Annotated in this window: 26 protein-coding genes; 15 read left to right on the top strand and 11 right to left on the bottom strand. The window is 67.3% G+C overall.

Features of this window, described 5'->3' with window-relative positions; all coding sequences use genetic code 11:
* Window positions 1-13 precede the first annotated feature (13 nt).
* On the bottom strand, window positions 14-484 hold the full coding sequence (gene cynS / locus LGM89_RS05815; RefSeq protein WP_226272547.1) for a cyanase: 471 nt from the start codon (window positions 482-484) through the stop codon (window positions 14-16).
* Window positions 485-520: 36 nt separating this feature from the next.
* On the bottom strand, window positions 521-1,180 hold the full coding sequence (locus LGM89_RS05810) for a carbonic anhydrase (protein ID WP_226272546.1): 660 nt from the start codon (window positions 1,178-1,180) through the stop codon (window positions 521-523).
* 113 nt (window positions 1,181-1,293) lie between these two features.
* On the opposite strand from LGM89_RS05810, the gene cynR reads away from it, so the two are divergent.
* Window positions 1,294-2,223 (top strand): transcriptional regulator CynR, encoded by a 930-nt coding sequence (gene cynR / locus LGM89_RS05805; protein ID WP_226272545.1) that lies wholly within the window; start codon window positions 1,294-1,296, stop codon window positions 2,221-2,223.
* Between the two features lie 105 nt (window positions 2,224-2,328).
* Here the strand turns inward: cynR and LGM89_RS05800 are convergent, their stop codons facing one another.
* Window positions 2,329-2,532 (bottom strand): hypothetical protein, encoded by a 204-nt coding sequence (locus tag LGM89_RS05800; protein WP_089429190.1) that lies wholly within the window; start codon window positions 2,530-2,532, stop codon window positions 2,329-2,331.
* Between the two features lie 34 nt (window positions 2,533-2,566).
* Window positions 2,567-3,886 (bottom strand): DUF3422 family protein, encoded by a 1,320-nt coding sequence (locus LGM89_RS05795; RefSeq protein ID WP_089457473.1) that lies wholly within the window; start codon window positions 3,884-3,886, stop codon window positions 2,567-2,569.
* 161 nt (window positions 3,887-4,047) lie between these two features.
* Between LGM89_RS05795 and LGM89_RS05790 the strand changes: the two genes are divergently transcribed.
* Complete coding sequence (locus LGM89_RS05790) at window positions 4,048-4,923, top strand: LysR family transcriptional regulator (RefSeq protein WP_089428468.1); 876 nt, start codon at window positions 4,048-4,050, stop codon at window positions 4,921-4,923.
* On the opposite strand, the gene LGM89_RS05785 is transcribed toward LGM89_RS05790, so the two are convergent.
* The 3 genes from LGM89_RS05785 to LGM89_RS05775 form a co-directional block, all read right to left on the bottom strand.
* The gene (locus LGM89_RS05785; RefSeq protein ID WP_226272544.1) at window positions 4,924-5,484 is read right to left on the bottom strand and encodes a hypothetical protein; all 561 of its coding nucleotides are present in this window, start codon (window positions 5,482-5,484) and stop codon (window positions 4,924-4,926) included.
* 141 nt (window positions 5,485-5,625) lie between these two features.
* The gene (locus LGM89_RS05780) at window positions 5,626-5,976 is read right to left on the bottom strand and encodes a hypothetical protein (protein ID WP_226208175.1); all 351 of its coding nucleotides are present in this window, start codon (window positions 5,974-5,976) and stop codon (window positions 5,626-5,628) included.
* A gap of 246 nt (window positions 5,977-6,222) precedes the next feature.
* Window positions 6,223-7,143: a LysR family transcriptional regulator gene (locus tag LGM89_RS05775; RefSeq protein WP_089474013.1), complete on the bottom strand. Its 921-nt coding sequence runs from the start codon at window positions 7,141-7,143 to the stop codon at window positions 6,223-6,225.
* Between the two features lie 325 nt (window positions 7,144-7,468).
* Here LGM89_RS05775 and fae point away from each other — a divergent pair, with 325 nt between their 5' ends.
* From fae to LGM89_RS05755, 4 genes are all read left to right on the top strand, one after another.
* Entirely contained in the window at window positions 7,469-7,993 is a 525-nt protein-coding gene (fae, locus tag LGM89_RS05770) for a formaldehyde-activating enzyme (RefSeq protein ID WP_011356415.1), read from the top strand.
* A gap of 48 nt (window positions 7,994-8,041) precedes the next feature.
* A complete protein-coding gene (locus tag LGM89_RS05765; protein WP_039369873.1) occupies window positions 8,042-9,064 on the top strand; it encodes an aldo/keto reductase in 1,023 nt (340 codons plus the stop codon).
* Window positions 9,065-9,117: 53 nt separating this feature from the next.
* A complete protein-coding gene (locus LGM89_RS05760; protein ID WP_226272543.1) occupies window positions 9,118-10,569 on the top strand; it encodes an NAD-dependent succinate-semialdehyde dehydrogenase in 1,452 nt (483 codons plus the stop codon).
* A 167-nt stretch (window positions 10,570-10,736) separates the two neighbouring features.
* Window positions 10,737-12,071 (top strand): MFS transporter, encoded by a 1,335-nt coding sequence (locus LGM89_RS05755; protein ID WP_226273002.1) that lies wholly within the window; start codon window positions 10,737-10,739, stop codon window positions 12,069-12,071.
* Window positions 12,072-12,232: 161 nt separating this feature from the next.
* Here LGM89_RS05755 and LGM89_RS05750 read toward each other — a convergent pair whose 3' ends face one another.
* Both LGM89_RS05750 and LGM89_RS05745 read right to left on the bottom strand, forming a co-directional pair.
* Entirely contained in the window at window positions 12,233-12,532 is a 300-nt protein-coding gene (locus LGM89_RS05750) for a type II toxin-antitoxin system RelE/ParE family toxin (RefSeq protein WP_226273001.1), read from the bottom strand.
* Window positions 12,529-12,786, bottom strand: coding sequence for a type II toxin-antitoxin system ParD family antitoxin (locus tag LGM89_RS05745; protein ID WP_071333298.1), 258 nt, complete (start codon window positions 12,784-12,786; stop codon window positions 12,529-12,531). The genes LGM89_RS05750 and LGM89_RS05745 overlap by 4 nt, the downstream gene beginning before the upstream one ends.
* 229 nt (window positions 12,787-13,015) lie before the next feature.
* On the opposite strand from LGM89_RS05745, the gene LGM89_RS05740 reads away from it, so the two are divergent.
* The 3 genes from LGM89_RS05740 to LGM89_RS05730 all read left to right on the top strand — a co-directional run bounded on the left by LGM89_RS05740 (window position 13,016) and on the right by LGM89_RS05730 (window position 14,907).
* Window positions 13,016-13,735 carry a hypothetical protein gene (locus LGM89_RS05740; RefSeq protein ID WP_226208173.1) on the top strand — a complete coding sequence of 240 codons (720 nt, stop codon included), beginning with the start codon at window positions 13,016-13,018 and terminating at the stop codon, window positions 13,733-13,735.
* A 63-nt stretch (window positions 13,736-13,798) separates the two neighbouring features.
* Window positions 13,799-14,569, top strand: coding sequence for a hypothetical protein (locus tag LGM89_RS05735; protein WP_226272542.1), 771 nt, complete (start codon window positions 13,799-13,801; stop codon window positions 14,567-14,569).
* Window positions 14,566-14,907, top strand: a complete 342-nt coding sequence (locus tag LGM89_RS05730) for a hypothetical protein (protein WP_144023133.1) — start codon at window positions 14,566-14,568, stop codon at window positions 14,905-14,907. Before LGM89_RS05735 ends, LGM89_RS05730 begins: the two co-directional genes overlap by 4 nt.
* Window positions 14,908-15,071: 164 nt before the next feature.
* Here LGM89_RS05730 and LGM89_RS05725 read toward each other — a convergent pair whose 3' ends face one another.
* Window positions 15,072-15,947, bottom strand: a complete 876-nt coding sequence (locus LGM89_RS05725) for a LysR substrate-binding domain-containing protein (protein ID WP_226208170.1) — start codon at window positions 15,945-15,947, stop codon at window positions 15,072-15,074.
* Window positions 15,948-16,159: 212 nt separating this feature from the next.
* Between LGM89_RS05725 and LGM89_RS05720 the strand changes: the two genes are divergently transcribed.
* The 6 genes from LGM89_RS05720 to LGM89_RS05695 all read left to right on the top strand — a co-directional run bounded on the left by LGM89_RS05720 (window position 16,160) and on the right by LGM89_RS05695 (window position 24,852).
* The gene (locus tag LGM89_RS05720; RefSeq protein ID WP_011356424.1) at window positions 16,160-17,098 is read left to right on the top strand and encodes a LysR substrate-binding domain-containing protein; all 939 of its coding nucleotides are present in this window, start codon (window positions 16,160-16,162) and stop codon (window positions 17,096-17,098) included.
* Between the two features lie 323 nt (window positions 17,099-17,421).
* A complete protein-coding gene (gene aldA, locus LGM89_RS05715) occupies window positions 17,422-18,846 on the top strand; it encodes an aldehyde dehydrogenase (RefSeq protein WP_089497861.1) in 1,425 nt (474 codons plus the stop codon).
* A 133-nt stretch (window positions 18,847-18,979) separates the two neighbouring features.
* Window positions 18,980-20,311, top strand: coding sequence for an MFS transporter (locus tag LGM89_RS05710; protein WP_226272541.1), 1,332 nt, complete (start codon window positions 18,980-18,982; stop codon window positions 20,309-20,311).
* Complete coding sequence (locus LGM89_RS05705; RefSeq protein ID WP_089497863.1) at window positions 20,308-21,525, top strand: mandelate racemase/muconate lactonizing enzyme family protein; 1,218 nt, start codon at window positions 20,308-20,310, stop codon at window positions 21,523-21,525. The genes LGM89_RS05710 and LGM89_RS05705 overlap by 4 nt, the downstream gene beginning before the upstream one ends.
* Before the next feature lie 15 nt (window positions 21,526-21,540).
* Complete coding sequence (locus LGM89_RS05700; protein WP_226272540.1) at window positions 21,541-23,208, top strand: GMC family oxidoreductase; 1,668 nt, start codon at window positions 21,541-21,543, stop codon at window positions 23,206-23,208.
* Between the two features lie 279 nt (window positions 23,209-23,487).
* The gene (locus LGM89_RS05695; RefSeq protein ID WP_226272539.1) at window positions 23,488-24,852 is read left to right on the top strand and encodes an acetate kinase; all 1,365 of its coding nucleotides are present in this window, start codon (window positions 23,488-23,490) and stop codon (window positions 24,850-24,852) included.
* 88 nt (window positions 24,853-24,940) lie between these two features.
* Here LGM89_RS05695 and LGM89_RS05690 read toward each other — a convergent pair whose 3' ends face one another.
* The gene (locus LGM89_RS05690) at window positions 24,941-25,657 is read right to left on the bottom strand and encodes a hypothetical protein (protein WP_226272538.1); all 717 of its coding nucleotides are present in this window, start codon (window positions 25,655-25,657) and stop codon (window positions 24,941-24,943) included.
* Between the last annotated feature and the right edge of the window lie 2 nt (window positions 25,658-25,659).

The raw sequence follows: 25,659 nt of genomic DNA, 5'->3' as shown, positions 1-25,659 counted from the left end.
CACCGCGCCGGCATCAGAACGGCTTGGTCGGCAGGTACTTGCCGTCGAGCGTGATCACCGCGCGCGACCCGCCTTCGGGATCGTCGACCTTCTTCACGTCGAGCCGGAAATTGATCGCGCTGATGATGCCGTCGCCGAACTTCTCGTGGACCAGCGCCTTCAGCGTCGTGCCGTACACCTGCAGCATTTCGTAGAACCGGTAAATGGTCGGGTCGGTCGGCACGCGATCGTCGATGCTGCCGCGCAGCGGGATCATCTGCAGCAGCAACACCGCGTCGTCATCGAGGCCGAGCTTGTCGGCCACGCTGCGTGCGGCGCGCGCCGGCAGCGCGTGCTGGCCGAGCAGCGCGGCCGTCACGAACGCTTCGCTCAGGCCCGTGCCTTCGGTGAGCTGCGCGAACGACAGGTTCTTGCGCGCCTTCGCGAGCACGATGGTTTCGGCAAGCGCGTGGCGGGCGGTCTGGCTGTGCTGGGACTGGATCATGGCAATTCCTCGTGGTGGGGTGGGAGCAATCCGGATTCAGGCCGCGACGGCAAGCGTCGCGGGCGTGGCGCGGACCTCGGGGTGGTCCGCCAGGGAGACGAACCGGCCGGTCGCGCCGTCGAAGGCGTCGATGCAGCCCGATTCGATGTCGTAGACCCAGCCGTGCAGCGCGAGGCGCCCTTCCTCGAGCGCGAGCCGCACGGCGGGGTGCGTCTTCAGGTTCGCCAGTTGCGCGACGACGTTCTCGCGCACCATCGAGTCGATCCGCTCGCGTTCGCCGCGATGCGTGCGTGCCTCGTTCACGACCCGCGCCGAATCGGCGTAGCGCAGCCAGTGGCCGACGGCCGGCATGTGGTCCAGGCACTGGCAGGTGGCGATCGCGGTCATCGCGCCGCAATCGGAATGGCCGCAGATCACGACGTCGGTCACGCGCAGCGCGGCCACCGCGTATTCGACCGATGCCGATACGCCGCCCGGCTCGGGGCCGTACGACGGCACGATGTTGCCGGCATTGCGGATCACGAACAGGTCGCCCGGTTCGCGCTGAGTGACGAGTTCGGGCACGAGCCGGCTGTCCGAGCACGAGATGAACAGCGCCCGCGGGTTCTGGCTGCGCGCGAGATCGCGGAACAGCGCGGCGCGTTCCGGATAGGCGTCGCGCTGGAACTTCAGGAAGCCTTCGATGATGTCCTTCATCGTGTGTTCTCCGGGGCAGGTGAAATCGATGAAGGGCAGGTTACGCCGGACTTCCAATAACGTAAAAGACTGATTTATGATCTTCCCGATAAGCAGGACTTATAGGAACCGCCATGCTGCTGCGCCATATCCACTACTTTCTCGCCGTCGCCGAGCACCGCAGCTTCACGCGCGCGGCCGCCGCGCTGCATGTGTCGCAGCCCGCGCTGTCCCAGCAGATCCGGCAGCTCGAGGAGACGCTCGGCGCGCAGCTGTTCGACCGCACCGGGCGCGTGACGCGGCTGACCGACGCCGGCGACGTGTATTTCCGCTATGCGCGGCAGGCGCTGCACGATCTCGCGGAAGGTCGGCGCGCGATTCACGACGTGCAGGACCTGAGCCGCGGCTCGCTGCGGATCGCGGTCACGCCGACTTTCACGAGCTATCTCGTCGGGCCGCTCGTCGAGGCGTTTCACGGCCGCTACCCGGATGTGTCGCTGTCGGTGCGCGAGATGTCGCAGGAACGCATCGAGGCGCTGCTCGCCGACGACGAGCTCGATGTCGGCATCGCGTTCGAGGAGGTGCAGACGGCGGATATCGACGCGCAAACGCTGCTGGTCGAAACGCTCGCGCTCGTCGTGAACCGCGCGCATGCGCTCGCCGGGAAACGCAAGGCCGGCCTGCGCGCGCTGCACGATGCGCCGCTCGTGCTGCTCACGGCCGAGTTCGCGACACGCGTGCAGATCGACCGCTATTTCCGCGAGCACGACGTGCGGCCACGCGTGTTGATGGAGGCAAATTCACTGGGGGCGGTGATCGAGATCGTGCGCCGCACGAATCTCGCGACGTTGCTGCCGGCGACGATCGCGGCCGGGCACGACGATCTCGCTGCCGTCGCGCTCGATCCGGCCGTCCTGCGGCGCACGGCCGTGCTGCTGCAGCGCAAGGGGGCGTACCGGAGCGCGGCCGCGCGCGCGTTCGTCGAACTGGCGCTGGCGCAGGGGACAGGGAAATCGAATGGGGAAAGCATCGCGCGTGCGGCGCGCAAACGGATGTCCGGCTGAATGCCCGTCATGCTGAACGGCGGGGAAAGCCGGCGCGCGGGCGTTCGACGCTTCACTCGAACGAAACGCCCGCGTTGCATTGAACCGACGCGAAGCGACCGCGCGTCAGTTGTACCCGAGAATCGCCACCGCCGCGACGTCCGGCCGATCGATCGTATTCCCGACGAGCGACGTCATCGGCTCCTGCAGCACGGCTTGATACGACGTCACGCGCGGCTCGTCCGGCGCGCCCGGCTCACCCGGTGCCGGTTCGTCGAACGCGGCATCGAAACCGCTGTAAAAGCCCGCTTGTGTCTGCGAAAAAGTCATCTCCATTCCTTTCATTGATTGTGTTTTAGATGGTCTAACCAGCCTGCTTCAACGCCGCCGCATGCACGGGCGCGCCGTCATGCGCGGCCTCCGATCGCGCCAGCTGCGCGCGCGTGCGCCGCGTGATGTGAATCACCGCGAACACGACCGGCGCGATCAGCAGGCCTTCCGCCAGTTCCGGATCGACCGGCAGGTTCATCACGTGCAGCGCCTTGAACGCCGCCGTCGCGAGCGACAGCACGTAGTACGAAATGGCGGCCACCGACAGCCCTTCGACCGCGTGCTGCAAGTGAAGCTGATTGCGCGCGGTGCGCTCCATGCCCGCCAGCAGGCGCGTCACGTCCTTCTCCTGCGCAAGGTTCACGCGCGTGCGCAGCAGGTCGACCGCCCGCGCGATCCGCGCGGCGATCTGCTCGTGGCGCGCCCATACGCTGCGGCAGGTTTCCATCGCCGGCGCGAAGCGGCGCTCCATGAATTCGGCGATCGTCGGCATCCCTTCGATGCGCTCCTCGCGCAGCTCGTGGATGCGCGCCAGCACGAGCTTTTCGTACGCCCGCGAGGCGCTGAAACGTGCGCCCGATCCCGACAGCGATTCGACCCGCACCGCGAGATGCGTGAGCTTGACGAGCAGCGCCGTGTCGTCGCCGTCCGCGCCGCTCGCGTCCATCCGCTGCATCAATGCGTGCAGCGCCGCGTGGATCTCGTCGAGCTCGCGGCTCATCCGGCGCGCGACGGGCAGCGCGAGCAGCGCCATCATCCGGTAGGTTTCGATTTCATACAGGCGCTGCAGCAGCCGGCCGCCCTGCTCCTCGCGGAAATCCTCGTCGACCACGAGAAAGCGCATGAAGCCGTCGTCGCGCACGTGCCAGTCGCAGAACACCTTGCCGCCGCCGAGCACGTTGCTGCCGACGAGCGCGGGCCCGTCGATCCAGCGGCGCAGGTCGCCGCACACGAGCCGCGCGGCGTCGCCCGACAGCAGCTCCATGCGCACCGCGACGAAGCGGATGCCGGCCAGCCGCGCGAACCACGCGGCCGGAATGCCTTCGATCGCGAGATCGTCGAAATAGCCGGTGTCGCGACGCGGCGCGACGAACGTGAAGGTCGAGAATTCGGTGTGGCGTTCCCACTTCAGGTGCCAGCCGCTCGGCGACTGCACCGCGTAGTGTGTCGCGCCTTCGTGCGGCGCGGCGATGCCGGTGTCGCGGCACAGCGCGTGCAGCAGCGTTTCGTGGATGTCGGGCTGGCCGTCCGCGTAGATCGCGTAATGCGTGAGCGACACGGCTTCGGCGAGCCGCAGGAACGGCCGGGCATGCAATTCCGCGGCCAGTGCGGCGCGCAACGGATGGTCCATCATCGAGACACCACGCTTTCCTGTTCAGTGCTGCACGCCGGCTCGGCCGGCCCGAACGCCGCGCCACCCTCGGGTGAAACGCCAGCGTGATCGCACTATGGCAGACACACAGCAACAATAAAAACGCATAATGCTGATCGTTACGTTCAGTTTTCCTGATACCTATGAAGATGCTTGATCACGACGTGCTGGCCACCGTCGTCGCCGTCGCGGAAACCGGCAACATGACCCGCGCCGCCGAGGCCGTGAACCGCTCGCAGTCGGCCGTGAGCATGCAGATCAAGAGCCTGGAAGACGCGATCGGCCGGCCGCTGTTCGTGCGCAAGCCGCGCAGCATCGTGCTGACGCGCGAAGGCGAGGTGCTGCTGGGATTCGCCAGACGAATGCTGGCGCTGCGCGACGAGGCCTGGGCGGCCGTGGTGCGGCCGGAAGTGACCGGCAAGGTCGTGATCGGCGTGCCGGACGACTATGCGTCGTCGCTGCTGCCGTCGGTCCTGAAGAAATTCTCGGCGACCTACCCGAAGGTCGAGATCCAGGTGATGGGGCTGCCGAGCAGCGCGCTCGCGCCGCTGATCAAGGACGGCACCGTCGATCTCGTGTGCGGCACGCGCATCAAGGGGCTGTCCGGCGACTTCATCCGCCACGAGCCGATGGCGTGGGCCGCGATGACGAACGGGCCGCGCGTGTGGGAAGAGCGGCCGCTGCCGATCGCGGTGTTCATGCCGGGCAGCGTGGCGCGCGAGAACGCGATCCGCAGCCTGGAGCGCGCCAAGGTGCCATACCGCACCTCCTATGAAAGCCCGAGCCTGCTCGGGCTGCTCAGCATGGTCGAGGCCGGCCTGGCCGTCGCGCCGCTCGCGCGCTGCGCGATTCCCGCGCAGCTGTCGATGCTCGGCCGCTCGCACGGGCTGCCCGACCTGCCGCCGCTCGAGCTGATCCTCGCGCGCAGCACGAAATCGAAGCGGCCGCCGTGCGACTTTCTCGCGGAACAGCTGATGGAAGACCTGCAGCGGCAGACCGGGCAGACCGGCGAAGCCTGATCAGCGCGTCGCGCCGAACCCGGCCGCGCCCAGCGCCGCGTTGACGTTCGCGGCGACCGTATCGACGAGCGCCTCGAGCGTCTCGCCGCGCACGTGCCGGTGTTCCGGCGCGACGTGCTCCTTGCGTTGCCAGCCCCACTGCGCGCCCGACGCGACCGACAGCGTCGCGCCGAACGCGTTGCCGTGGCGGAGGCCGAAGGTGCTCACGTGCCGCCCGGCCACATAGTCCTGTTCGGGCAAATAGAGCCGGATCTCGACCGCGACCTGGTCGCGATCGTTGACGCGCGCGGCCGGGCTGACCGTCGACGCGAACACTTTGCCGATCCGCCAGGTCACGCAGGTTTCCCACGCCTCGAGCGGCCCGCCGGCCGCGTCGACCCGTTCGGTGTCGACCGACCACTGATGCCGGTCGGGCAGGACGATCGCCTGGTGCAGCAGCACTTCGGCCACGCGCACCGTCGTCACGAGCTGACGCGCGAGCTGCTGGCCCGACGGCAGCGACGCCGTCCTTACGCGACGGCTTTCCGGCCGCGCGACAGGTACTGCTTCCATGAGGCCCATGACCCCTCCGTATTCAGGATCGGCGCCGCGCATGCTGTGTCGCGCGCCTGTCCGCCGCCTGCGGGCGGACGGCACGGCGACCGGCAATCAGGCGGCGGATCGGACAAACCATTCAGGAACGAGCAACAACCGTTCCTCGACTTACCGCGCGTTCGGCCCGAGGCGCAAGCGGCGGGCGACCGGCCCGATCACCGCATCGGCCTGCTGCGCGATCAGCATGTGCAGCGTGAAATCCAGGTCTTCCGGCGCGATGTCGAAGTGCACGTGAACCACGTCGCGCACGGCGCGCGCGCTGACGACGTACACGCCGAGCGGGGAATGCAGCAGCGCCGCGAGGCGGGCGTGCGCGGCTTCGCCGGAGGCGGCCGTCAGCGTGACGGGCAACTGCAGGCGCGGGCGCGGCGGCGGGAACGGAATGACGTTGTCGGGTGCGCCGGCGCGTAACGGGCGGCCGGCGACGTGGAAGGCGGGAACGGGACGAATGAAGGTCATGGAGCGGACGGAAGCCGTCTCGGCTGTTCGACACGTCCCCAGCTTAGAAGAGACGACATAAACGTCGTGCAAAAAAACGTGCCGCCGATGCAAAAAACGGCATGGGGGGGACACATCACATCACCGGGCGATGACCGGTGACCGGTCACCGGCGGCCGGCGGTGCGCCGTCGTCCGCGCCCCGTGGTCACGCGCCGCGGCGCGCGTCGACTTCACCCGCGCCGCGGTCGCCTTGGCGTTGCTCCCGTTACGCGGCAAACGCCTCGAGCGACGCGCGCCGCCGCTCGTCGACCATCGATTCGATCAGCGACACCAGATCGTCGGTCAGCGGATCGCAGATGCCCGGCGAGCGATGCAGTTCGAGGTCGGCCGCCGGCAGCGACGGAAAGCCGTCCGCCTCGTCGAGCACGCGCCAGTTCCCGGGCAACGTGCAGCGGTCGATCATCGTCACGGCCGCGCCGTGGTTCACCGCGATCTTGATGCCGGTCGGGCTCTGGCTCGTGTAGACGACATGAAACGACCGGTCGGCCGTCGCGAGCGCCTGCAGCCCGCGCTGCCGGTAGCAGCACGTTTCCGGGAACAGCGCGAGCGGCACCGACGCATGGCGGTCGAGCGCGAAATCGCGGTGCGCGGCCCACACGACATCGTGCCGGCCGAGCACCCGGCCGCCCGCGCCGGGCCCGTGCCGCACGACGAGCGCCACGTCGAGCTCGCCGGCCTGCAGCCGGTCGAGCAGTTCGAGCGACATCCGGCAATGCACGTGCAGGCGCGCGCCCGGCCGCATCGCATAGAACGACTTCAGCAGGTCGGGCAGCCACAGCTCCGCGTAGTCCTCGGGCAGCCCGAAGCGCACGACGCCGCGGTCGCTGCTCGCCTGCTTCAGCGCGAGGATCGCGTCGTTCTGCACCTGGATGATCCGGCGCGCATGGATCAGGAAATTCTCGCCGTCGCGCGACAGCTCGAGCCGCCGGCTGTTGCGCATGAACAGGTGCGTGTCGAGCCGTTCCTCGAGCGTGCGGATGCGCAGGCTGATCGTCGACTGCGTGCGATGCAGTTGCCGGGCCGCCGCGGTGAAACCGCCGCTTTCGACGACCGCGACGAATGCCCGGATCAGTTCCGGATCGAGCGAACTGAGCTTCGACCAATCGGGCTTTTGAATGGCAGCCATCGAAATTACTCGCTTTCGAAAAAAGTAGGGAAGACGAAAGATACGGCTCGGAGTACGCCGATTGTTGTCCGGATGCGCTCGGCCCTCCAACCCCTGCCCGGGTATGACAAACCCGGAGCCGGTACGCGCATGCCCACCCGCCGATCCCGCCCCGCCCGCCGTCACGACCACGGCCGAGGCCCGCCCGGCGGGCATGCGCGGGCCGGCTTCAGGGCTTTCCCGGAGACGACGAAAACTCATGGCCCGATCAGAAAACATCGATTCACCGGCCGCCTCACGGCCCACCACAATCGCCTCACCCCCACCTCATCGACGAGACACCGCAATGACCGCATCCCAACCCAGGCAGCTTTACATCGGCGAAGGCTTCGAAGGCCCCGGCGTCAACCTCGCGCACATCAACGTGCTGGTCGGCCCGCGCAACGGCCCGGCGGGCCAGGCGTTCGCCACCGCGCTCGCGACGCCGTCGGCCGGCCATGCGCCGTTCGTCGTGATCGCGCAGCCGGGCGTGCCGACCAAGCCGCTCACGCTGTACGTGAACAAGGCGCAGATCGCCAGCGATTTCCACGGCAACGCCACGTGGGGCGCGTCGCAGGCCGGCATCGCGAAGGCCGTGGCCGAAGCGCTCGAGAACGGCACGCTGCCGCCCGAAGCGGAGAACGACTGGGTCGTCGTGTCGGCGAACTGGGTGAACCCGCAGACCGACGATCTCGACGCCGTATTCGAGAACAACTACCGCGCGTGCCGCAACGCGATCGTCGCCGCGATGGAAGGGCTGCCGCATCGCGACGCGGTGTTCGCCGCCGCCCGCGACGTGTCGAACCCGTTCTACACCCCGAAGAAAAACTGACGACGACAAGCGGCCGACGCGCGACGGACGGCCGCATCTGGAGGAAACATGGAATACGTCCGCCTCGGCCAGTCCGGCCTGAAGGTGTCCCGCCTGTGTCTCGGCACGATGAACATGGGCACCCCCGAATGGAAGCCCTGGATCTTCGACGAAGCGCAGAGCGAGCCGATCGTGCGCCGCGCGCTCGACGCCGGCGTGAACTTCATCGATCTCGCGGATTTCTATTCGACGGGCGTCGGCGAGGAAGTGGTCGGCCGCATCCTGAAGCGCAACGCGCGCCGCGAAGAGCTCGTCGTGACGACCAAGGTCGGCTACGACATGGGCAGCTATCCGAACGCGGGCGGCCATTCGCGCAAGCACGTGCTCGACGGTATCGACGGCTCGCTGAAGCGCCTCGGGATGGATTACGTCGACATCTTCATGCTGCACTTCTTCGACGTGAACACGCCCGTCGAGGAAACGATGAGCACGCTGCACGACATCGTGCGTGCAGGCAAGGCGCGCTATATCGGCGTGTCGACGATGTATACGTGGCAGTTCGCGAAGATCATGCAGGCCTGCGAACGAAACGGCTGGGACAAGCCGATCAACATGCAGCTGCAGCTGAACCTCGCGTATCGCGAGGAAGAGCGCGAGATGGTGCCGTACTGCATCGATCAGGGCGTCGGCGTATCGGTGTTCAGCCCGCTCGCGCGCGGCCTGCTCACCTGCGAGCCGCAATCGACGCGCAACCAGACCGACTTCTTCACCGCGCAGATGTACGGCGACGCGTCGTCGCTCGCGATCGCGGCATCGGTCGCGAAGGTCGCGAAGCGCCGCGGCGTGCCGCCCGCGCAGATCGCGCAGGCATGGGTGCTGAGCCGCCCCGGCATCGCGAGCATGCTGGTCGGCGCGGATTCCGTCGCGCAGTTCGACAGCGCGCTCGGCGCGCTCGAAACGCAGCTCACCGACGAAGAGCTGCACGAGCTGGAACGCAACTACACGCCGTGCGACCTGATCAACGACTACACGGCCGGCAAGCGCATCGCGCGCGAATCGCGTCCGGCGCAGGGCAGCTTCGCGACGGACTGAAGCACTGATGCACTGATGCACGAAGCTCCGAGGCACTGAAGGAACGACACACAATGAACGAATTTCTGAGGACCGGCCATTACATCGGCGGTGAATGGCACGAATCGCATGGCGCGAGCGATGCAACCTATCCGGTGCTGAACCCGGCGACCGGCGAGACGATCGCGAAGGTCGCGAAAGGCGGCGCCGACGACACGCAACGCGCAATCGATGCGGCAGCACACGCATTTCCCGCCTGGCGCGCATTGACCGCAAAGGAGCGCGGCGCCCGCGTGAAGCGCTGGGGCGAGCTGATGCTCGACAACCGCGACGCGCTCGCCGAGCTGCTGACGCGCGAACAAGGCAAGCCGCTCGCGGAAGCGCGTGGCGAAGTCGCGTATGCGGCGAGCTTTCTCGAATGGTTCGCGGAAGAAGCGAAGCGCATGTACGGCGACGTGATCCCGAGCCCGAAGCCGAATGCGCAGATCGTCGTCACGCGCGAGCCGGTCGGTGTCGTCGCGGCGATCACGCCGTGGAATTTCCCGCTGGCGATGATCACGCGCAAGGCCGGCCCCGCGCTCGCGGCCGGCTGCACGATGGTGCTGAAGCCGTCCGAGGAAACACCGCTGTCGGCGTTCGAGCTCGCGGTGCTCGCCGAGCGCGCGGGCGTGCCGGCCGGCGTGTTCAACGTGGTGTCGGGCGATGCGGTCGCGATCGGCGAGACGCTGACGAGTTCGTCCGTCGTGCGCAAGCTGTCGTTCACGGGTTCGACACGGGTCGGCAAGCTGCTCGCGAAGCAGTCGGCCGACACGCTGAAGAAGCTGTCGCTCGAACTCGGCGGCAACGCGCCGTTCATCGTGTTCGACGATGCCGATCTCGATGCGGCGGTCGAAGGCGCGATCGCGTCGAAGTTCCGCAACACGGGCCAGACCTGCGTGTGCGTGAACCGCTTTCTCGTGCAGGACGGCGTGTACGACGCGTTCACGCACAAGCTCGCGGATGCCGTGCGCAAGCTGCGTGTCGGCAACGCGCTCGCGAGTGAAGTCGACCAGGGGCCGCTGATCAACGAGGCGGCGCTCGGCAAGGTCGAGCGGCACGTGGCCGACGCCACCGCGAAGGGCGCGCACGCGCTCACCGGCGGCAAGCGCCATGCGCTCGGCGGCACGTTCTACGAGCCGACCGTGCTGACCGGCATGACGGCCGACATGCTGATCGCCGAAGAGGAAACCTTCGGCCCCGTCGCCGGCTGCTTCCGGTTCGCGACCGAGGAAGAGGCGGTGGCCGCGGCCAACGACACGCCGTTCGGGTTGTCCGCGTACTTCTACACGCGCGACCTCGGCCGTGCGTGGCGCGTGTCGGGGGCGCTGGAGAGCGGGATGGTCGGCGTCAACGACGGGATCATCTCGACCGAAGTCGCGCCGTTCGGCGGCGTCAAGCAATCGGGGCTCGGCCGCGAAGGCTCGAAGTACGGCCTCGACGAGTACGTGGAACTCAAGTACACGCTGATGGCCGGCCTCGGCCGCTGACCGCCGGCCGCTCCCCGCGGTCGACCCGCACCGCGCGCCGTCCGGCCGCGCGGCGCCCTGCACGGCACGCGCGGCGGCGCTCCGCCTGCGCGCGCCGCTGCGCGCCCGATAACAATCCAGGAGGCAGCTTGACTCAAGCCAACGTTCAATCCGGTACCGCACGCGCGTTGCCGCTGTCGCGTGGCGCCGATGCGCCGCACCGCCCCGTCGCGCTCGACGACGTGCCGCTCAACCGCTTCCACGTGAAGATCGCCGGCCTGACGTTCGGCGCGCATTTCACCGAGGGCTACACGCTCGGCACGATCGGCTATGCGCTCGCCGCGCTCGGCAGGCAGATGCCGATCGACGCGTTCTGGATGGGGATGATCGGCAGCTCCGCGCTGATCGGCATCTTCTTCGGCAGCCTCGTGTTCGGCTGGCTGTCCGACCGGATGGGCCGGCAGAAGATCTTCCTGACGAGCTTCGTGATCATCACGGCGGCCGCGTTCGCGCAGTTTTTCGTCACGTCGCCGCTCGAACTGTGTGTGCTGCGCGTGCTGATCGGCTTCGGGATGGGCGGCGACTTCACGGTCGGTCACGCGATCCTCGCCGAATTCTCGCCGCGCAAGCATCGCGGCGCGCTGCTCGGTTCGTTCAGCGTGATCTGGACGATCGGCTATGTCGCCGCGAACGTGCTCGGCCTCGCGTACAGCGACGCCACGCCGGATGCATGGCGCTGGCTGCTCGCGTCGGCGGCGTTGCCCGCGCTGATCGTGCTGGTGCTGCGGATCGGCACGCCCGAATCGCCGCGCTGGCTGCTCGGCAAGGGCCGGGAGAAGGAAGCACGGGCGATCGTCGCGAAGCATTTCGGGCCGCACGTGATGCTCGACGGTTCGACCGAGCCGCATGCGCATGGCGGCTTCGCGCGGCTGTTCCAGCGTGACCTGATCCGCCGCACGATGTTCAACTGCGCGTTTTTCGTGTGCCTCGTGATTCCGTATTTCGCGATCTACACGTTCCTGCCGACGATCCTGAAGACGATCGGCCTCGCCGAAGGTTTCGGCGCGGACCTGCTGCTGAACGGCTTCCTGGTGCTCGGCGCGCTGATCGGCATCTGGCTGACGATCCGACTGTCGCGGCGCGGCTTCCTGATCGGCTCGTTCGCGGTGACGTGCGCGTCGCTCGTCGCGCTGGCGGTGCTGCCGTCGTCGGCGGCCGTCGCGATGATCGTCGCGTTCGCGATCTTCACGCTGACGATGTCGGCGTTCAGCAACCTCGTGGGCGTCTTCCCGCCCGAGTGCTTCCCGACCGAAGTGCGCACGAGCGGCGTGGGGCTCGCGATCGCGTGCAGCCGGCTCGGTTCGGCGATCGGCACGTTCCTGCTGCCGGTCGGCATCGCGACGCTCGGCTTTCACGCGACGATGTTCGCGTTGGCGGGCGTGCTGCTGGTGGGGATGATCGTGTCGATCGCGTGGGCGCCGGAGACGAAGCATCTGACGCTGGAGGAAGCGTCGGGGCATTGAGCGTGGTGGCGGGTTGCGTGCCCGCCTGTTTCATCGCGCGCGATCGAGGCTTTCGTATCGACAAGCCGCTGATGCGCCGCGGCGATGCTGCGCTCGATTCGAACGAACCCGGCCACGGCCGGGTTCGTTCATTTGTGACGCGATGCGATGCGCACGTTCGCTCAGAACAGGATCGATGCGTAGTCCCGCGCGCCGTGCAGGCCGTGAAGAATGTCGATCCGCGCAGGCGGATCGCCGACGACCCGATAGAAGATCTGGTAGTTGCCGTACACGCGGTGCCGCACGCCGTGACGCTCGTAGCGCGGCACCAGCGGAAACGCCAGCGGCATCGCGACCAGGCTCAGGCATTGATCGCGAATCTCCCGCACGTACGTTACGGCGCGTTGCGGGTTGTCGCGTGCAATGTAATCGGCGACCGCTTCGAGTTCGGCAATCGCAAAATCGGACAGGCGCACGGTCAGGCCTGCCGATCCGCCTGGGCCCGATACTTCGCCTCGAGACGATCGAAGACTTCCGCTGCGTCGGCGCCGCGTCCGGCTTCCGCATCGGACAGGCTGCGCGCGATCACCGCGTCCAGCGCGTTCAGCTGTGCCTCGCGATCCTGGATGAGGCGTACACCTTCCCGAAGCACTTCGCTCTTGGATCCGTAGCGCCCCGATTCGACCAGCTTCGCGACGTAAGCCTCCAGTTGCTGCCCGAGTTCTGCACTGATCATGTCGACCTCCCGACCGGATTGAATTCGATCCGTCGAGCGTATCCAGTTTATCAACAGTTATCAAGAAGAGGGGCTCCAAAAGATCGGCACGAATGCTTTAGTGGTGCCGATCGTGGCGGATGAACGGAACGGGACGCGCTTCAGGAAGGCTGCTTTGGCGCCGGACCTTCATCCGGTTTTCGTGCGCATTCGTGTAGCCTTACCGGACCTCACCGTGCGAGCAGCGATCATGATTGAAGACATCGTCACGCCACAACCTGGCCTGAAGGTCTACCCGCCAGACGCCGACGTCTTTGCCGAGTCCAACGCCGCACTCGCGCGCCACCTGCATCCGCTGATATCGATCGACCTGTCGACGGTCAATCCGTCGTGGGAGGGCTGGATCCACCTGCTCAGCCCCGTCGAGCCGTACGACGGGCTCGTCGGGCAGGACACGGCCGCGTATCACAACGACTATCTGCGCGCGAACTGGATCGGTTTCCGGCTCGACGAGAACAACCGCTACACGCTGCTCGGCGACCCGCGCTACTTCTATCTGGAAAACCCGCCCGGCGCGCATGACGCGGGCTATCGCGCGGAACTGGAGGCGCACTACGCCGAGCAACAGGCCAGCATCGAAACCGCGCGCAAGCGGTTCGCCGAATACGGCGTGCTTTACTCGTCCAACCAGTACGCGCCGGACGAGCGCGATTTCAGCCAGGAAAAGCCGTGCAACCTGATCGACCAGCTCGGCGGATCGGTCGGCTGGGGCAACTGGTCGGGCGCGTCGGATTTTCCGGTCGACGACCGCAATCCCGACGACATCCGGCCGCTCGGCCCCGACGGTGCGCGCTTTCGCTTCGTCGCCCGCGTCACCGGCTGGGAATACCGCGCGATGGGCGCGGACTCGATTCTCCTGTTTTACGAGCCGGCCAGCCGCGTGGCACTGCTGACGTTCGACTGGTCGTAGGGCGGGCGGGACGGGCGGTCGCGCCGCTTCGTGATTGGCCGTTTGGCGGACTCTGCCCGCCGGATGAGCGCCGATATGCTGGGGGCTTTCCATTCATTGCCGGAAGCCATGCCCGCTCAAACTGTCGATCTCGGTCACGTCCTGCCGTACGAGACGACGTACTTCGATGATCGGCTCACGGTCGATCGAAACGATCTCGATATTTCCGCGTTGCTCGGGGTGAGCGGCAGCGTCCCCGACGAACTGCTCGTTGCGTTGTGCGGCGCGCCGGCCGGATCGGACATTCAAGCCTATCTCGACAGCGCCGACAGGCTGACGTTCGCCGTCACGCACCCGACATTGATCCGATCGGAGAATCGCATCGCCGTCTTTCGAGAATCGGACACGTTCGCAATCGAACTCAAGACAATCGATCTGGCTGATAGCGCTATCGCCGGCCTCGGAGCAGCCATGCTGTGGCGGATCGTCAGAGCGTGCGATACGCTGGGAATCACCCGCATCAACGCATTGGCAGCGGGTGGCCGCAAGGCAGCGCCAAAACCCGGCGGACGTCGACTGTTTGGGTACTACGCCTGGCCTCGGCTCGGTTTCGATGCGCCCATTCCCGACCAGCAAAGCGACGAAGCAGCCCTGTTCCAGTATTTCCAGAGCGACCCGGTCGGTCTGGCCGACGGGTCGCTTCGATCGCTGCACGCACTCTACGCAACGCGATTCGGGCGAGATTTCTGGCGCATCGCAGGATCACATCGCTGGATGACTTTCGACGTTACGCCGCACGGAAGATCCGTGCAGACGTTGCATAATTACTTGATCGAAAAGGGGATTTACGAATGAACGCAAAGCACACGCCGATCGCAGGGTTCCGGATCACGCGCCGTGGTCGCCCGACGAGTGAACATCGTCCCGTTCGCCTCTCGGAAGCCCGCCGCCTCCTTGATGCAGTCGTCACGCGCGAACTCAATCACAGCCTGGCTCGGGTCATGCGCAAATCTGCCATTGAACACGACGCACGGGCCGCCGTCACATCCGCGTCCCCGCCGAAACGAGCCGTCTTCAACGTGGGGCGCATCGATCCCTCGAAGTGCCAGTTGCCGATCATCTCGGATGCCGAAGCAGAAGCCATGGCACGCAGGGAAACACTCATGCATTTCGGACACGCACCCGATCTGTGATCGGCTGAACACAACCACACATCCCGCGCCCACAACGATCGTACCGATCTCCCCCTTGGTAACGATCTTTGACACAGACGGAAGGCAGAAGCACGACACGACCGGTGCGGACTGATCCGATTGTTTCCACAGAAAGATCAGCCGCGTCTCAGCAACGAGGCCGCCTACCCCCGCCTCCCCGCCTGCTCCCGCAACCACGCAGCAAACGCGATCACCGGCTCGACCGCCACGCTCTCCGGCTCGACATCGAGCCAATACCCGAACGGCCCGATCGGCTGCACCGGCGACAGCCGCACGAGGCTGCCCTCGCCGATCTCCTCCTCGATCATGTTCAGGTCGACCACCGCGAGCCCCGCGCCCTTGCGCGCCGCGCGGATCGCCTGTTCGAGCGTCGAAAACTCGATGCCGTCGCCGATCCGCGCCGGCGGCACGCCCGCCTGCTCGCACCAGTCGGCCCACAGCGTCAGGCGCTTGCCTTCGTGCAGCACATGCAGCGACGGCAACCGGCCGAGCAGCACGTCGAGCGCATCGCCGCGATAGCGCGGCGCGCCGACGAGCGCGTGCCGCTCCATCATCAGCAGCTCCGACTGCATCCCGGCGCGCGCCGCGCGCCCGAAGCGGATGTGGCAATGGCAATCGTCATCGGGCTCCGTGCGGATCGACAGCTCGACGTCGGGCAGCGCCTCCGCGAGCGTGCCGAGCCGCGGCGAAAACCACTGCGTCGCGAACGTCGGCGGCAGCGACACCGTCAGCCGCCGCTTCGCGCCCGGCCGCGTGGCGGCGATTTCGCCGACGCCCCGTTCGATCGTGTCGAACGCCTGCCCGATGAACGGCAGCAACCGCTGGCCGGCATCGGTCAGGCGCACACCCTTGTGATCGCGCTCGAACAGCCGCGCGCCGAGCGCTTCCTCGAGCAGCCGGATCTGCCGGCTCACCGCCCCCTGCGTCACGCACAGCGAAACCGCCGCGCGGTTGAAGCTCAGGTGACGCGCGGTCTCCTCGAAAAATCGCAGTGCGATCAACGATGGCAGGCGTCGCATGATGTGTGTCCCCTTCGTTCGTATCGTTCGTATCGTTGCCGGCCGGCACCGCCGGCCCGCCTGCGGGCAGCCTTGTCGCGACAAGGCACGCGAGCCGCCATCCCATAAAACCCCGCGCCCGCGGTCGCCGCCATTCAGCGTCGCCGCGCCCGCGCCACCCGCCTACAATAAGCATCCCGCACCCAACACGACACCGCCCCGTGAGACGCAAGATGCCGGCGCTGAATGCGCTGAAAGCCTTCGAGATGGCCGGCCGCACCGGCAGCTTCACGCGCGCGGCCGAGCTGCTCAACGTGACGCAGAGCGCGGTGAGCCGCCAGGTTCGCCAGCTCGAGGGCCAGCTCGGCGAAACCCTGCTCGAGCGCCGCCATCACCAGCTCGAACTGACCGCGGCCGGCCGCGTGCTGCTGCGCGCGCTGCAGCAGTCGTTCGACAAGATCGAGCTCACCGTGCGCAGCCTGCAGGAAAAAACCCACCTGAACCGCCTGCGCGCGAACGTGCCGCCCACCTTCGCCGCGCGCTGGCTGATGCCGCGCCTCGGCCGGCTGCGCGACGCGCATCCCGAATTCGAGCTGAGCCTCACGACCCGTATCCACGACAGCCTCGGCGAATCGCGCGTGCTCGACTGCGCGATCCGGTTCGGCGACGGCGAATGGGACGGCTTCGACAACGCACTGCTGATGCAGGAGCAGCATATCGCCGTCTGCGCGCCCGCGCTGTATGCGCGGCTGCGACAGGACGGCGCGCCGATCGACCTGAACCGCTTCACGCTGCTGCACGTGCTCGCCACCGACGACCAGCGCTACCTGACCTGGCAGCACTGGCTGAAAGCGGCCGGCATCGCCGACGTCGACACGCGCGGCGGCTACGAATTCGACCTGCTCGACCATGCGATCCGCGCGGCGATCGACGGCCTCGGCATCACGATCGCGGACCGCCACATGGTCGCGCGCGAACTCGCGACCGGGCAGCTGATGCAAGTGCTCAACGTGCACGTCGACGGCCACCAGTCGTACTGGTTCGTCACGCGGCCCGAGCAGACGAACCTGCCGCACATCGTCCAGTTCCGCGACTGGCTGCAGCAGGAAGTGTGGCTCGCGAAGCGCCATCTCGAACCGTCGTCGCCGCTGCCGCAAGTGCCGCTGGCCTAGCGCGCGACCCGCCCCAACCACGCTCGACAGCTCTCGACCCTCCACCGCGGGCGACACCTTACCGCCTTCCGCGTCAGTCCGCACTCGGACCAGTCGGAAAATACGACAGCCCTCCGCCCGCTCCATTCCAGGCCCACGCCACGGCAGCCTTGCCGGATGGGCGACTCCGGCCGATTCGCCGAGTAACGTGCGTTTTTCTCATGCTCGACGCGAAAATAAGTCGTTTGTCGTGCGCTAAACGCATGAACAGAATGGCCGCTATCCCGTGCCACGCGTGTCGCCACTCGAAGCGATCCGCCTGCATTCATCGGAGGAGTCACTTCATGCGCACCGAACGCAACTACGTGAACGGCCGTTTCGTCGCCCCGGAAAGCGACACGTTCATCGTCGTCCACAATCCCGCCACCGAAGCGCCGTTCGCGCGCGTGCCGGCCGCGACACCGGCCGACGCGCTCGCCGCCGTCGACGCCGCGGCCGCCGCGCAGAAGGCGTGGCGCACGCTGCCGAGCGCCGAACGCGCCGCGTACCTGCACCGCTTCGCCGACGCACTGACCGCACGCGCGCCCGAGATCGGCGCGGCGCTCGCGCAGGAATCCGGCAAGAGCGTCGAGGATGCGTCGAACGAAGCCGTCTACGCGGGCCAGATCACGCGCTACCACGCCGAGTGGGCGCGCCGGATCGAGGGCGAGATCATCCCGAGCGACACGCCCGACGAGAACCTGTTCCTCCAGCGCGAGCCGATCGGCGTCGTCGCGTGCCTGATCCCGTTCAACTACCCGGTCTACACGCTGCTGCGCAAGGTCGCGCCCGCGCTAATCGCCGGCAACACCGTGGTCGTGCGGCCGAGCAACCACACGCCGGTGTCCGCGTTCGAGATCGCGAAAGCCGCCGACGATGCCGGCTTCCCGCCGGGCGTCGTCAACATCCTGACGATGGACCACGCGACGGCCGAAGCGCTGTGCACGCATCCGGCCGTCGGCATGATCACGCTGACGGGCAGCGTGAACGCGGGCCGCAAGGTGCTCGACTACTGCAAGGCGAACATCGCGAAGCCGTCGCTCGAACTCGGCGGCAAGACGCCCGCGATCATCGAGCCCGACGCCGACCTCGAACGCGCGGCTGCCGCACTCGTCGCGTCGAAGACGACGCACTGCGGCCAGCTCTGCACGGCAATCGAACGCGTGTACGTGCACGACAGCGTGCACGACCGCTTCGTCGCGCTGCTGAAGGAGAAGATGGCGGCCGTGCGCATCGGCGACCGTGCGGAAGACGCGTCGCGGATGGGCCCGCTCGTCAGCGCATCGGCGCGCGCGCACATCCACGGGATGGTCGAACGCGCGATCGCAGCCGGCGCGACGCTCGAAACCGGCGGTGCGATTCCCGCCGGCCCCGGCTTCTTCTACCCGGCCACGCTGCTCACCGGCGTGCGGCAGGACATGGAGATCGTGCAGGAGGAAACCTTCGGCCCGATCATGCCCGTGCTGCGCTACACGACGATCGACGAAGCGATCGGGTTCGCGAACGACCACCAGTTCGGCCTGTCGTCGGTGCTCTACACCGAGCGCTACCGCACCGCGATGACCGTCGCGAACGCGATCGAAGCCGGCGAGCTGTACGTGAACCGCACGCCGGCCGATCCGTACCAGGGCTTCCACGCCGGCTGGAAGCGCTCGGGCCTCGGCGGCGACGACGGCAAGCACGGGATGCTCGAATTCACGCAGACGCGCCTCGTCGTCATGAAGTACTGACGTCGCCACGCCAAACGCACCGTTGCCGGCGCGCGCCCCCAGACACCACGTCGCGCGCGCCGCCCCTGACCCAACCAGAACATAAAAAATCTGCAGGCCTCCGCCTTAAGGATGCCTGATGGAGGAAGACATCATGCCGACCCAACCGTCGACACCCGCCGCGTCGCTCGCGTTGCAGGACCAAGCGCTCGACGCCCACGCGTCGCAGCATTCCCGCGCGCAACGCTACCTGCAACTGCTGCTGCTCGTGATCGCCGCGGGCGCGATCTACCCGATGCTGTATCTGCGGCAGGTGTACCAGCCGACGATGCTGCAGTTCTTCCGTATCGACGATGTGCAGCTCGGCTACCTGTATTCGTCGCTCGGCACGATCTTCCTGATCAGCTATTTGCCGAGCGGCTGGCTGGCCGACCGCCTGTCGCCGCGCTGGCTGATCTGCTTCTCGCTGCTCGCCACCGGCGCGCTCGGGCTCGTCTACGCGACCGGGCCGTCGTTCGACCTGCTGGTGCTGATCTTCGGCGGCTGGGGGCTGACCACCGGCCTCACGTTCTGGGCGGCCGTGATCAAGCGCGTGAACATGATCGCGGGCCCCGACGAACAGGGCCGCTTCTTCGGCCTGCTCGACGGCGGCCGCGGCCTCGTCGAGGCACTGCTCGCCACGATCGCGATCACGCTGTTCGCGTACGTCACGCAGGCACGCGGCGGCACTGACGCTGCCGGCTTCAAGCTCGTCGTTCACCTGTACGCGTTCTTCTGCATCGCGCTCGGCGTGTTGCTCGCGCTGGTGAAGGATCCGTCGAACACGCGCGACCGTGCCGCGGCCGCGAAGCGCACCCGGGGCAACGTGCTGACCGACCTGAAGACGCTCGCGGCGATCCCCGAACTGTGGCTCGTCGCCGCGATCGTGTTCTGCGGCTACCAGGTGTTCTGGGCAACCTACAGCTTCTCCGCGTACCTGCACGAAGGCAACTTCGGGCTCAGCGCGACGGCGGCCGGCTTCATCACGACGCTCAAGCTGTGGATGCGCCCCATCGGCGGCATCGGCGGCGGCTTCCTCGGCGACCGCGTATCGAAGGTGTCCGTGCTGTTCTGGGCGCTGGTGCTCGCCGCGCTGTCGCTCGTCGGGCTGATCGCCGCACCGGCACACAGCCCGCAGGCGATGCTCGTCGTGCTCGTGCTGTTCATCGGCATCCTCACCTACGCGATCCGCGGCCTGTACTGGTCGCTGCTCGACGACTGCAAGGTGCCGACGCATTGCGCGGGCCTCGCGATCGGCCTGATCTCGGTGCTCGGCTATTCGCCCGACGTGTTCGTGCCGCTGATCAACGGCTACGTGACGCAGACCTACCCGGGCGCGCACGGCTACCAGCTCTATTTCGGCTATATCGCGGCCATCGCGCTCTGCGGCGCGGGCGCCGCCGCATTCCTCAAGTACCGCCTCAATCGCATCCAGGAGTCCGCATGAAGATCGTTTCGCTCGAAACCCATATCGTCGCCGTGCCGCCGCCGCATGTCGGCGGGATGTACTGGATCTTCGTGAAGCTGAAGACGGACGACGGCATCGAAGGCGTCGGCGAGATCTATTCGGCGACGTTCGGCCCGAAGGCGATGGCCCCGATCATCGACGACGTGTTCGAACGCCATCTGCTCAACCGCGATCCGCACCACGTCGAACGGCTGTTCCGCCAGGCTTACTCGAGCGGCTTCACGCAGCGGCCCGATCTCACGATGATGGGCGTCGTCAGCGGCCTCGAGATGGCGTGCTGGGACATCATCGGCAAGGCCGCCGGCAAGCCCGTGTACGAACTGCTCGGCGGGAAGATCCACGAGCGGCTGCGCTCGTACACGTACCTTTACCCGAAGAACGCGAAGGGCGAATACGACTACGACGATCCCGATCTCGCCGCCGAATGCGCGGCGGAGAACGTGAAGCTCGGCTTCACGGCCGTCAAGTTCGACCCGGCCGGCCCGTACACGGCTTACTCGGGCCATCAACTGTCGCTGGAAGTACTCGATCGCTGCGAACTGTTCTGCCGCCGCGTGCGCGAAGCCGTCGGCAGCAAGGCCGATCTGCTGTTCGGCACGCACGGGCAGATGGTGCCGTCGTCGGCGATCCGGCTCGCGAAGCGGCTCGAGAAATACGACCCGCTGTGGTTCGAGGAGCCGGTCCCTCCCGGCCAGGAAGAAGCGATCGCGCAAGTCGCGAAGCACACGTCGATTCCAATCGCGACTGGCGAGCGCCTGACGACCAAGTACGAATTCCACAAGCTGCTGCAGGCGGGCGGCGCGTCGATCCTGCAACTGAACGTCGCGCGCGTGGGCGGCCTGCTCGAGGCGAAGAAAATCGCGACGCTCGCCGAAGTGCACTACGCGCAGATCGCGCCGCACCTGTACAACGGCCCGGTGGGCGCGGCCGCGAGCATCCAGCTCGCGACCTGCACGCCGAACTTCCTGATCCAGGAAAGCATCATGACGTGGGGCGGTTTCCACGCGGAAGTCGTGAAGACGCCGATCCGCTGGGAAGACGGCTACATCATCCCGTCGAGCGAACCGGGCCTCGGCATCGAGCTCGACATGGACGTCGTGAAGCGCCACATGCCGTACACCGGCGAACGGCTTCACCTGCAGATGGGCGAGCACCCGGTCGACGTGAAGGATCTCGCGCCCGCGAAGGGCTGAGCGCAAAGGACACACATGAGCTACGACTACATCATCGTCGGCGCGGGCTCGGCCGGCTGCATCCTCGCGAACCGCCTGAGCGAATCGGGCCGGCACTCGGTGCTGCTGCTCGAAGCGGGCGAGCGCGACGCGTCGTTCTGGTTCAAGGTGCCGGTCGGCTTCACGAAGACCTACTACAACCGCCGCTACAACTGGATGTACTACAGCGAGCCCGAGGCGCAGCTCGCCGACCGCAAGCTGTACTGCCCGCGCGGCAAGGTGGTCGGCGGATCGGGCTCGATCAACGCGATGGTCTACGTGCGCGGCCAGCGCAGCGACTACGACGACTGGGCGAACGCCGGCAACCCAGGCTGGGCATACGACGACGTGCTGCCGTACTTCCGCAAGCTCGAAACCCACGCGGCCGGCGCGACCGATCCGCAGCATCATGGCGCGACCGGGCCGATCCACATCACGTCGATGAAGGCCGACGTGCATCCGATCGTCCACGAATTCCTGAAGGGCTGCGGGCAACTGAACCTGCCGCGCACCGACGATTTCAACGGCGCGCGGTTCGAAGGCGCGGGCATCTACGACCTGAACACGAAGCACGGCGAGCGCTGCTCCAGCAGCTTCGCGTACCTGCGCCCCGCGCTGGGCCGCGCGAACCTCACGCTGCGCTCGGGCGTGCTCGTGCGGCGCGTGACGTTCGACGGCACACGTGCGACCGGCGTGGTCGTCGCAGGCGAACACGGCGACGAGACGCTCGTCGCCGCGCGCGAGGTGATCCTCTCGGCCGGCGCGGTCGATACGCCGAAGCTGCTGCAACTGTCGGGCGTCGGCGATCCGTCGCTGCTCGCGCGCCGGCGCGTGCCGCTCGTGCATGCGCTGCCGGCCGTCGGCCGCAACCTGCAGGACCACCTGTGCGTGAGCTTCTACTTCAAGGCGAACCGGCCGACGCTGAACGACGAGATGGGCACGCTCATCGGCAAGATGAAGATCGGCTTGCGCTACCTGCTGACGAAGCGCGGCCCGCTCGCGATGAGCGTGAACCAGGCGGGCGGCTTCTTCCGCGGCACGGACGATACGCCGGAGCCGAACCTCCAGCTCTACTTCAACCCGTTGTCGTACCGGATTCCGAAGAGCGATCGCGCGAGCATCAAGCCCGAGCCTTATTCGGGTTTCCTGATCGCGTTCAACCCGTGCCGGCCGACGAGCCGCGGCACGATCGAGATCGCGTCGAACCGCGCGGAAGATGCCGCGAAGATCCACATCAACGCGCTCACCACACAGAAGGATCTCGACGAAGCCGTGCAGGGCAGCAAGGTGATCCGGGCGCTGATGCGTGCGCCGGCGCTGAAATCGATGACCGTCGAGGAGATCTCGCCGGGGCCGCAGGTGGATTCCGACGAAGCGATGCTGCAGTACTTCCGCGAGCAGTCGGGTTCGATCTATCACCTGTGCGGCTCGTGCGCGATGGGGCCGGACGCGGCGACGTCGGTGGTCGATGCGTCGCTGCGCGTGCACGGGCTGCAGGCGCTGCGGATCGTCGATGCGTCGGTGTTTCCGAACATCACGTCGGGCAACATCAACGCGCCGACGATGATGGTCGCGGAGAAAGGCGCGGACCTGATCCTGGCCGACGCGCTGCGCACGGAAACCGCCGGCGCGCCGGCGCACACCCGCGAAACCGTCCCGCACTGACGCGCCGCCCCCCTGCCTCGTCCGCTCGGGACAACGCCCGCCGGCACACGGGAAAACACTGCCATGAACAGGCAGCGCGGCCCGTGTGCACAGGCGCGAAACGTGCATTCGGTTTTGACGAAAGTCCCCGAGAAACGGGTGGCTCGCGTGCGATGTGACGCGCGTTCGGCAAACGCGTAGCCTGACGCGACGCGAAGCGATCCAGGGCAACGCACGCGCCGGCCTGCCGGCGATGTGCCCCGGGGGGGGGAACCGCAGGCCCGATGGGGGAGACGCGCCGTGAAACGCATGCCATTTCGCTGCATCCGTGCCATCACGTATGCAAGCGTGCTGCTCTTTCAGGCCCAGGCGCAGGCGCAGTCGCTGGACGCCCAGTCGACCCAGGAGAACATTTCCGCATTGCGCCACGAAGTCGATCGTCATCTGCAGGAACTGAGCGCGCTCAAGCGCAAACTGAACGACGAAGAAGCCCATCTGTCGCGCCTGAGCCGGGCGCTGGACGACCGGGAACTCGCGGCCCGGCGCGGTGCGGGCCCCGGTGAGGCCGGCGGCACCGGCGACGCGGCGGCGCCGGCCGATACCGGCGCCCCGGGCGGCGCACCTGGCACGGCAGGCAACGTGCCATCCGCGGCCGGTTCCGCCGCGCCACCGAGCCAGCCGATCGGCCAGGCGCCGGTGGCGGAAACCGCACCGCCGCCCGTCGCGCCGATCTTCGATCAGCCCGGCGTGCTGACGCCGAAGCACAAGTTCGTCGTCGAGCCGTCGTTCCAGTTCAACTATTCGTCGTCGAACCGCGTCGCACTCGTCGGCTACACGATCATCCCCGCGCTGCTGATCGGCCTGGTCGACGTGCGCGAAGTCAAGACGACCACGCTGACCGGCGCGGTCGCGGTGCGCTACGGGATCACCAACCGGATGGAGGTCGAAGTCCGCGTCCCCTACGTGTACTCGACGAACGACACGATCAGCCGCGAGATCTTCACCGGTTCCGCCCAGGACAACGCATTCAACAGCCACGGCAAAGGACTCGGCGACGTCGAAATGACGCTGCGCTACCAGTTCAATACCGGCGGCCCCGACAAGTTCTATTACATCGGCTGGCTGCGCTTCAAGACCGCCACCGGCAAGAGCCCGTTCGACGTCGTCACCGACTGCGTCACGCGCTGCGTCGGCAATGCCACCGGCACCGGCCTGCCGCTCGAGCAGCCGACGGGCTCGGGCTTCTACGCGATCCAGCCGGGCCTCACCTGGCTCTTTCCGTCCGACCCAGTGGTGTTCTTCGGCAACCTGAGCTATCTGCACAGCTTCAGCCGCGACAATCTCAGCCTCACGATTCGCGACGGGCAGAAGGATTTCATCGGAAAATTGCAACCCGGCGACATCTGGGGTTTCAACATCGGCATGGGCCTCGCGCTGAACGAGAAAGCGTCGGTGAGCCTCGGCTACGACCAGAGCATCGTGCTGCCCACGAAACAGAACGGCCAGACGATTCCAAGCTCGGTGCGCGTGATCCTCGGTTCACTGCTCCTCGGTTACTCGTACCGTCTGTCGCCGAAGACCACGCTGAATCTTTCGATCGGCGCGGGCCTCACGCGCGACACGCCGGACGTGGTCATGACGCTGCGCGTGCCGATTGCATTCTGATCGCCGACATGCACCGACGGCGGGCCGCACGCCGGCCCCCGCGTGCCATGACCCGCTCCTCCGCCGATCATCAAGCGCTCGCCGAACCTCATCGTCCCGGCAACGCGCCGAGCAGCGCATGGTTCAGCGTCGACATCACGTTCAGGTTCTTGAACGTCGCCAGTGTGTTGACGGTCGTGTTGATCGTCGTCAGCGCCTGGATTTGCTGGTTGCTCAACGTGTTCTGGATCACCGCGCCGGTCAGCGCCGGCAGCGCGGCGGGCTGCGCGGCGTTGCCCGCGCCCACCTGGATCAACGCGCCCGCGTTCGCGGCCGCCAGCGCCTGCGCCTGTTGCGCGGTGATATGACTGATGTCCGGGATGTTGAAGCTGGTCGTCGTCACCAGCGTGCCGTTCACGAACGCGACACGCGACACGCCGAACGAAATCTTCAGGCCGCTGGGCATATCGAAGCCGCCGCGCATCGCATCGAGGCGCGCGTCGCCGAGCGCGATCGCACCGGTTGCCGCCCAGTTTCGTTGTTGCGCGCCGCCCGACTCCGGTTCCGGGGCCGGCGGCCCGGCCGCGCACTCCGCCATCGCGAGCGGCCCGGCACGCTGGATCGGCGCGCCCCCGGCCGCCGGCTCGGCAGGCGCCGTATCGACGCCTGCGTTCGCGGCGGCTGCCGACACGACGCTGCTCGCCTGCGCGACAGGCTCGACCGTCGCGGTCGGCGCGCCGTCCTGCACCGCCGCCGCACTCACGCACGTCGCCCCGCCGCACACCATCGCGGCGATGCCGGCGATCCTCCTGGTCTCGGATCTCATGA

This window comes from Burkholderia sp. AU31624 (assembly GCF_020420065.1).
GTDB lineage: Bacteria > Pseudomonadota > Gammaproteobacteria > Burkholderiales > Burkholderiaceae > Burkholderia.
The sequence above is the reverse complement of the archived record's forward strand: the minus strand, read 5'-3'. Positions and strand labels throughout refer to the sequence as shown.

Excerpts from the sequence above, each read along its gene's own strand:
- LGM89_RS05730 (WP_144023133.1), top strand. The coding sequence starts at position 14,566 with ATGAACGCAAAGCACACGCCGATCGCAGGGTTCCGGATCACGCGCCGT.
- fae (WP_011356415.1), top strand. The coding sequence starts at position 7,469 with ATGACCGCATCCCAACCCAGGCAGCTTTACATCGGCGAAGGCTTCGAA.
- LGM89_RS05745 (WP_071333298.1), bottom strand. The coding sequence starts at position 12,786 with ATGATCAGTGCAGAACTCGGGCAGCAACTGGAGGCTTACGTCGCGAAG.
- LGM89_RS05785 (WP_226272544.1), bottom strand. The coding sequence starts at position 5,484 with ATGGGCCTCATGGAAGCAGTACCTGTCGCGCGGCCGGAAAGCCGTCGC.
- LGM89_RS05700 (WP_226272540.1), top strand. The coding sequence starts at position 21,541 with ATGAGCTACGACTACATCATCGTCGGCGCGGGCTCGGCCGGCTGCATC.
- LGM89_RS05710 (WP_226272541.1), top strand. The coding sequence starts at position 18,980 with ATGCCGACCCAACCGTCGACACCCGCCGCGTCGCTCGCGTTGCAGGAC.
- cynR (WP_226272545.1), top strand. The coding sequence starts at position 1,294 with ATGCTGCTGCGCCATATCCACTACTTTCTCGCCGTCGCCGAGCACCGC.
- LGM89_RS05810 (WP_226272546.1), bottom strand. The coding sequence starts at position 1,180 with ATGAAGGACATCATCGAAGGCTTCCTGAAGTTCCAGCGCGACGCCTAT.
- LGM89_RS05725 (WP_226208170.1), bottom strand. The coding sequence starts at position 15,947 with ATGCGACGCCTGCCATCGTTGATCGCACTGCGATTTTTCGAGGAGACC.
- LGM89_RS05775 (WP_089474013.1), bottom strand. The coding sequence starts at position 7,143 with ATGGCTGCCATTCAAAAGCCCGATTGGTCGAAGCTCAGTTCGCTCGAT.
- LGM89_RS05790 (WP_089428468.1), top strand. The coding sequence starts at position 4,048 with ATGAAGATGCTTGATCACGACGTGCTGGCCACCGTCGTCGCCGTCGCG.
- LGM89_RS05780 (WP_226208175.1), bottom strand. The coding sequence starts at position 5,976 with ATGACCTTCATTCGTCCCGTTCCCGCCTTCCACGTCGCCGGCCGCCCG.
- LGM89_RS05765 (WP_039369873.1), top strand. The coding sequence starts at position 8,042 with ATGGAATACGTCCGCCTCGGCCAGTCCGGCCTGAAGGTGTCCCGCCTG.
- aldA (WP_089497861.1), top strand. The coding sequence starts at position 17,422 with ATGCGCACCGAACGCAACTACGTGAACGGCCGTTTCGTCGCCCCGGAA.
- LGM89_RS05800 (WP_089429190.1), bottom strand. The coding sequence starts at position 2,532 with ATGACTTTTTCGCAGACACAAGCGGGCTTTTACAGCGGTTTCGATGCC.
- cynS (WP_226272547.1), bottom strand. The coding sequence starts at position 484 with ATGATCCAGTCCCAGCACAGCCAGACCGCCCGCCACGCGCTTGCCGAA.
- LGM89_RS05705 (WP_089497863.1), top strand. The coding sequence starts at position 20,308 with ATGAAGATCGTTTCGCTCGAAACCCATATCGTCGCCGTGCCGCCGCCG.
- LGM89_RS05735 (WP_226272542.1), top strand. The coding sequence starts at position 13,799 with ATGAGCGCCGATATGCTGGGGGCTTTCCATTCATTGCCGGAAGCCATG.
- LGM89_RS05740 (WP_226208173.1), top strand. The coding sequence starts at position 13,016 with ATGATTGAAGACATCGTCACGCCACAACCTGGCCTGAAGGTCTACCCG.
- LGM89_RS05690 (WP_226272538.1), bottom strand. The coding sequence starts at position 25,657 with ATGAGATCCGAGACCAGGAGGATCGCCGGCATCGCCGCGATGGTGTGC.
- LGM89_RS05720 (WP_011356424.1), top strand. The coding sequence starts at position 16,160 with ATGCCGGCGCTGAATGCGCTGAAAGCCTTCGAGATGGCCGGCCGCACC.
- LGM89_RS05795 (WP_089457473.1), bottom strand. The coding sequence starts at position 3,886 with ATGATGGACCATCCGTTGCGCGCCGCACTGGCCGCGGAATTGCATGCC.
- LGM89_RS05760 (WP_226272543.1), top strand. The coding sequence starts at position 9,118 with ATGAACGAATTTCTGAGGACCGGCCATTACATCGGCGGTGAATGGCAC.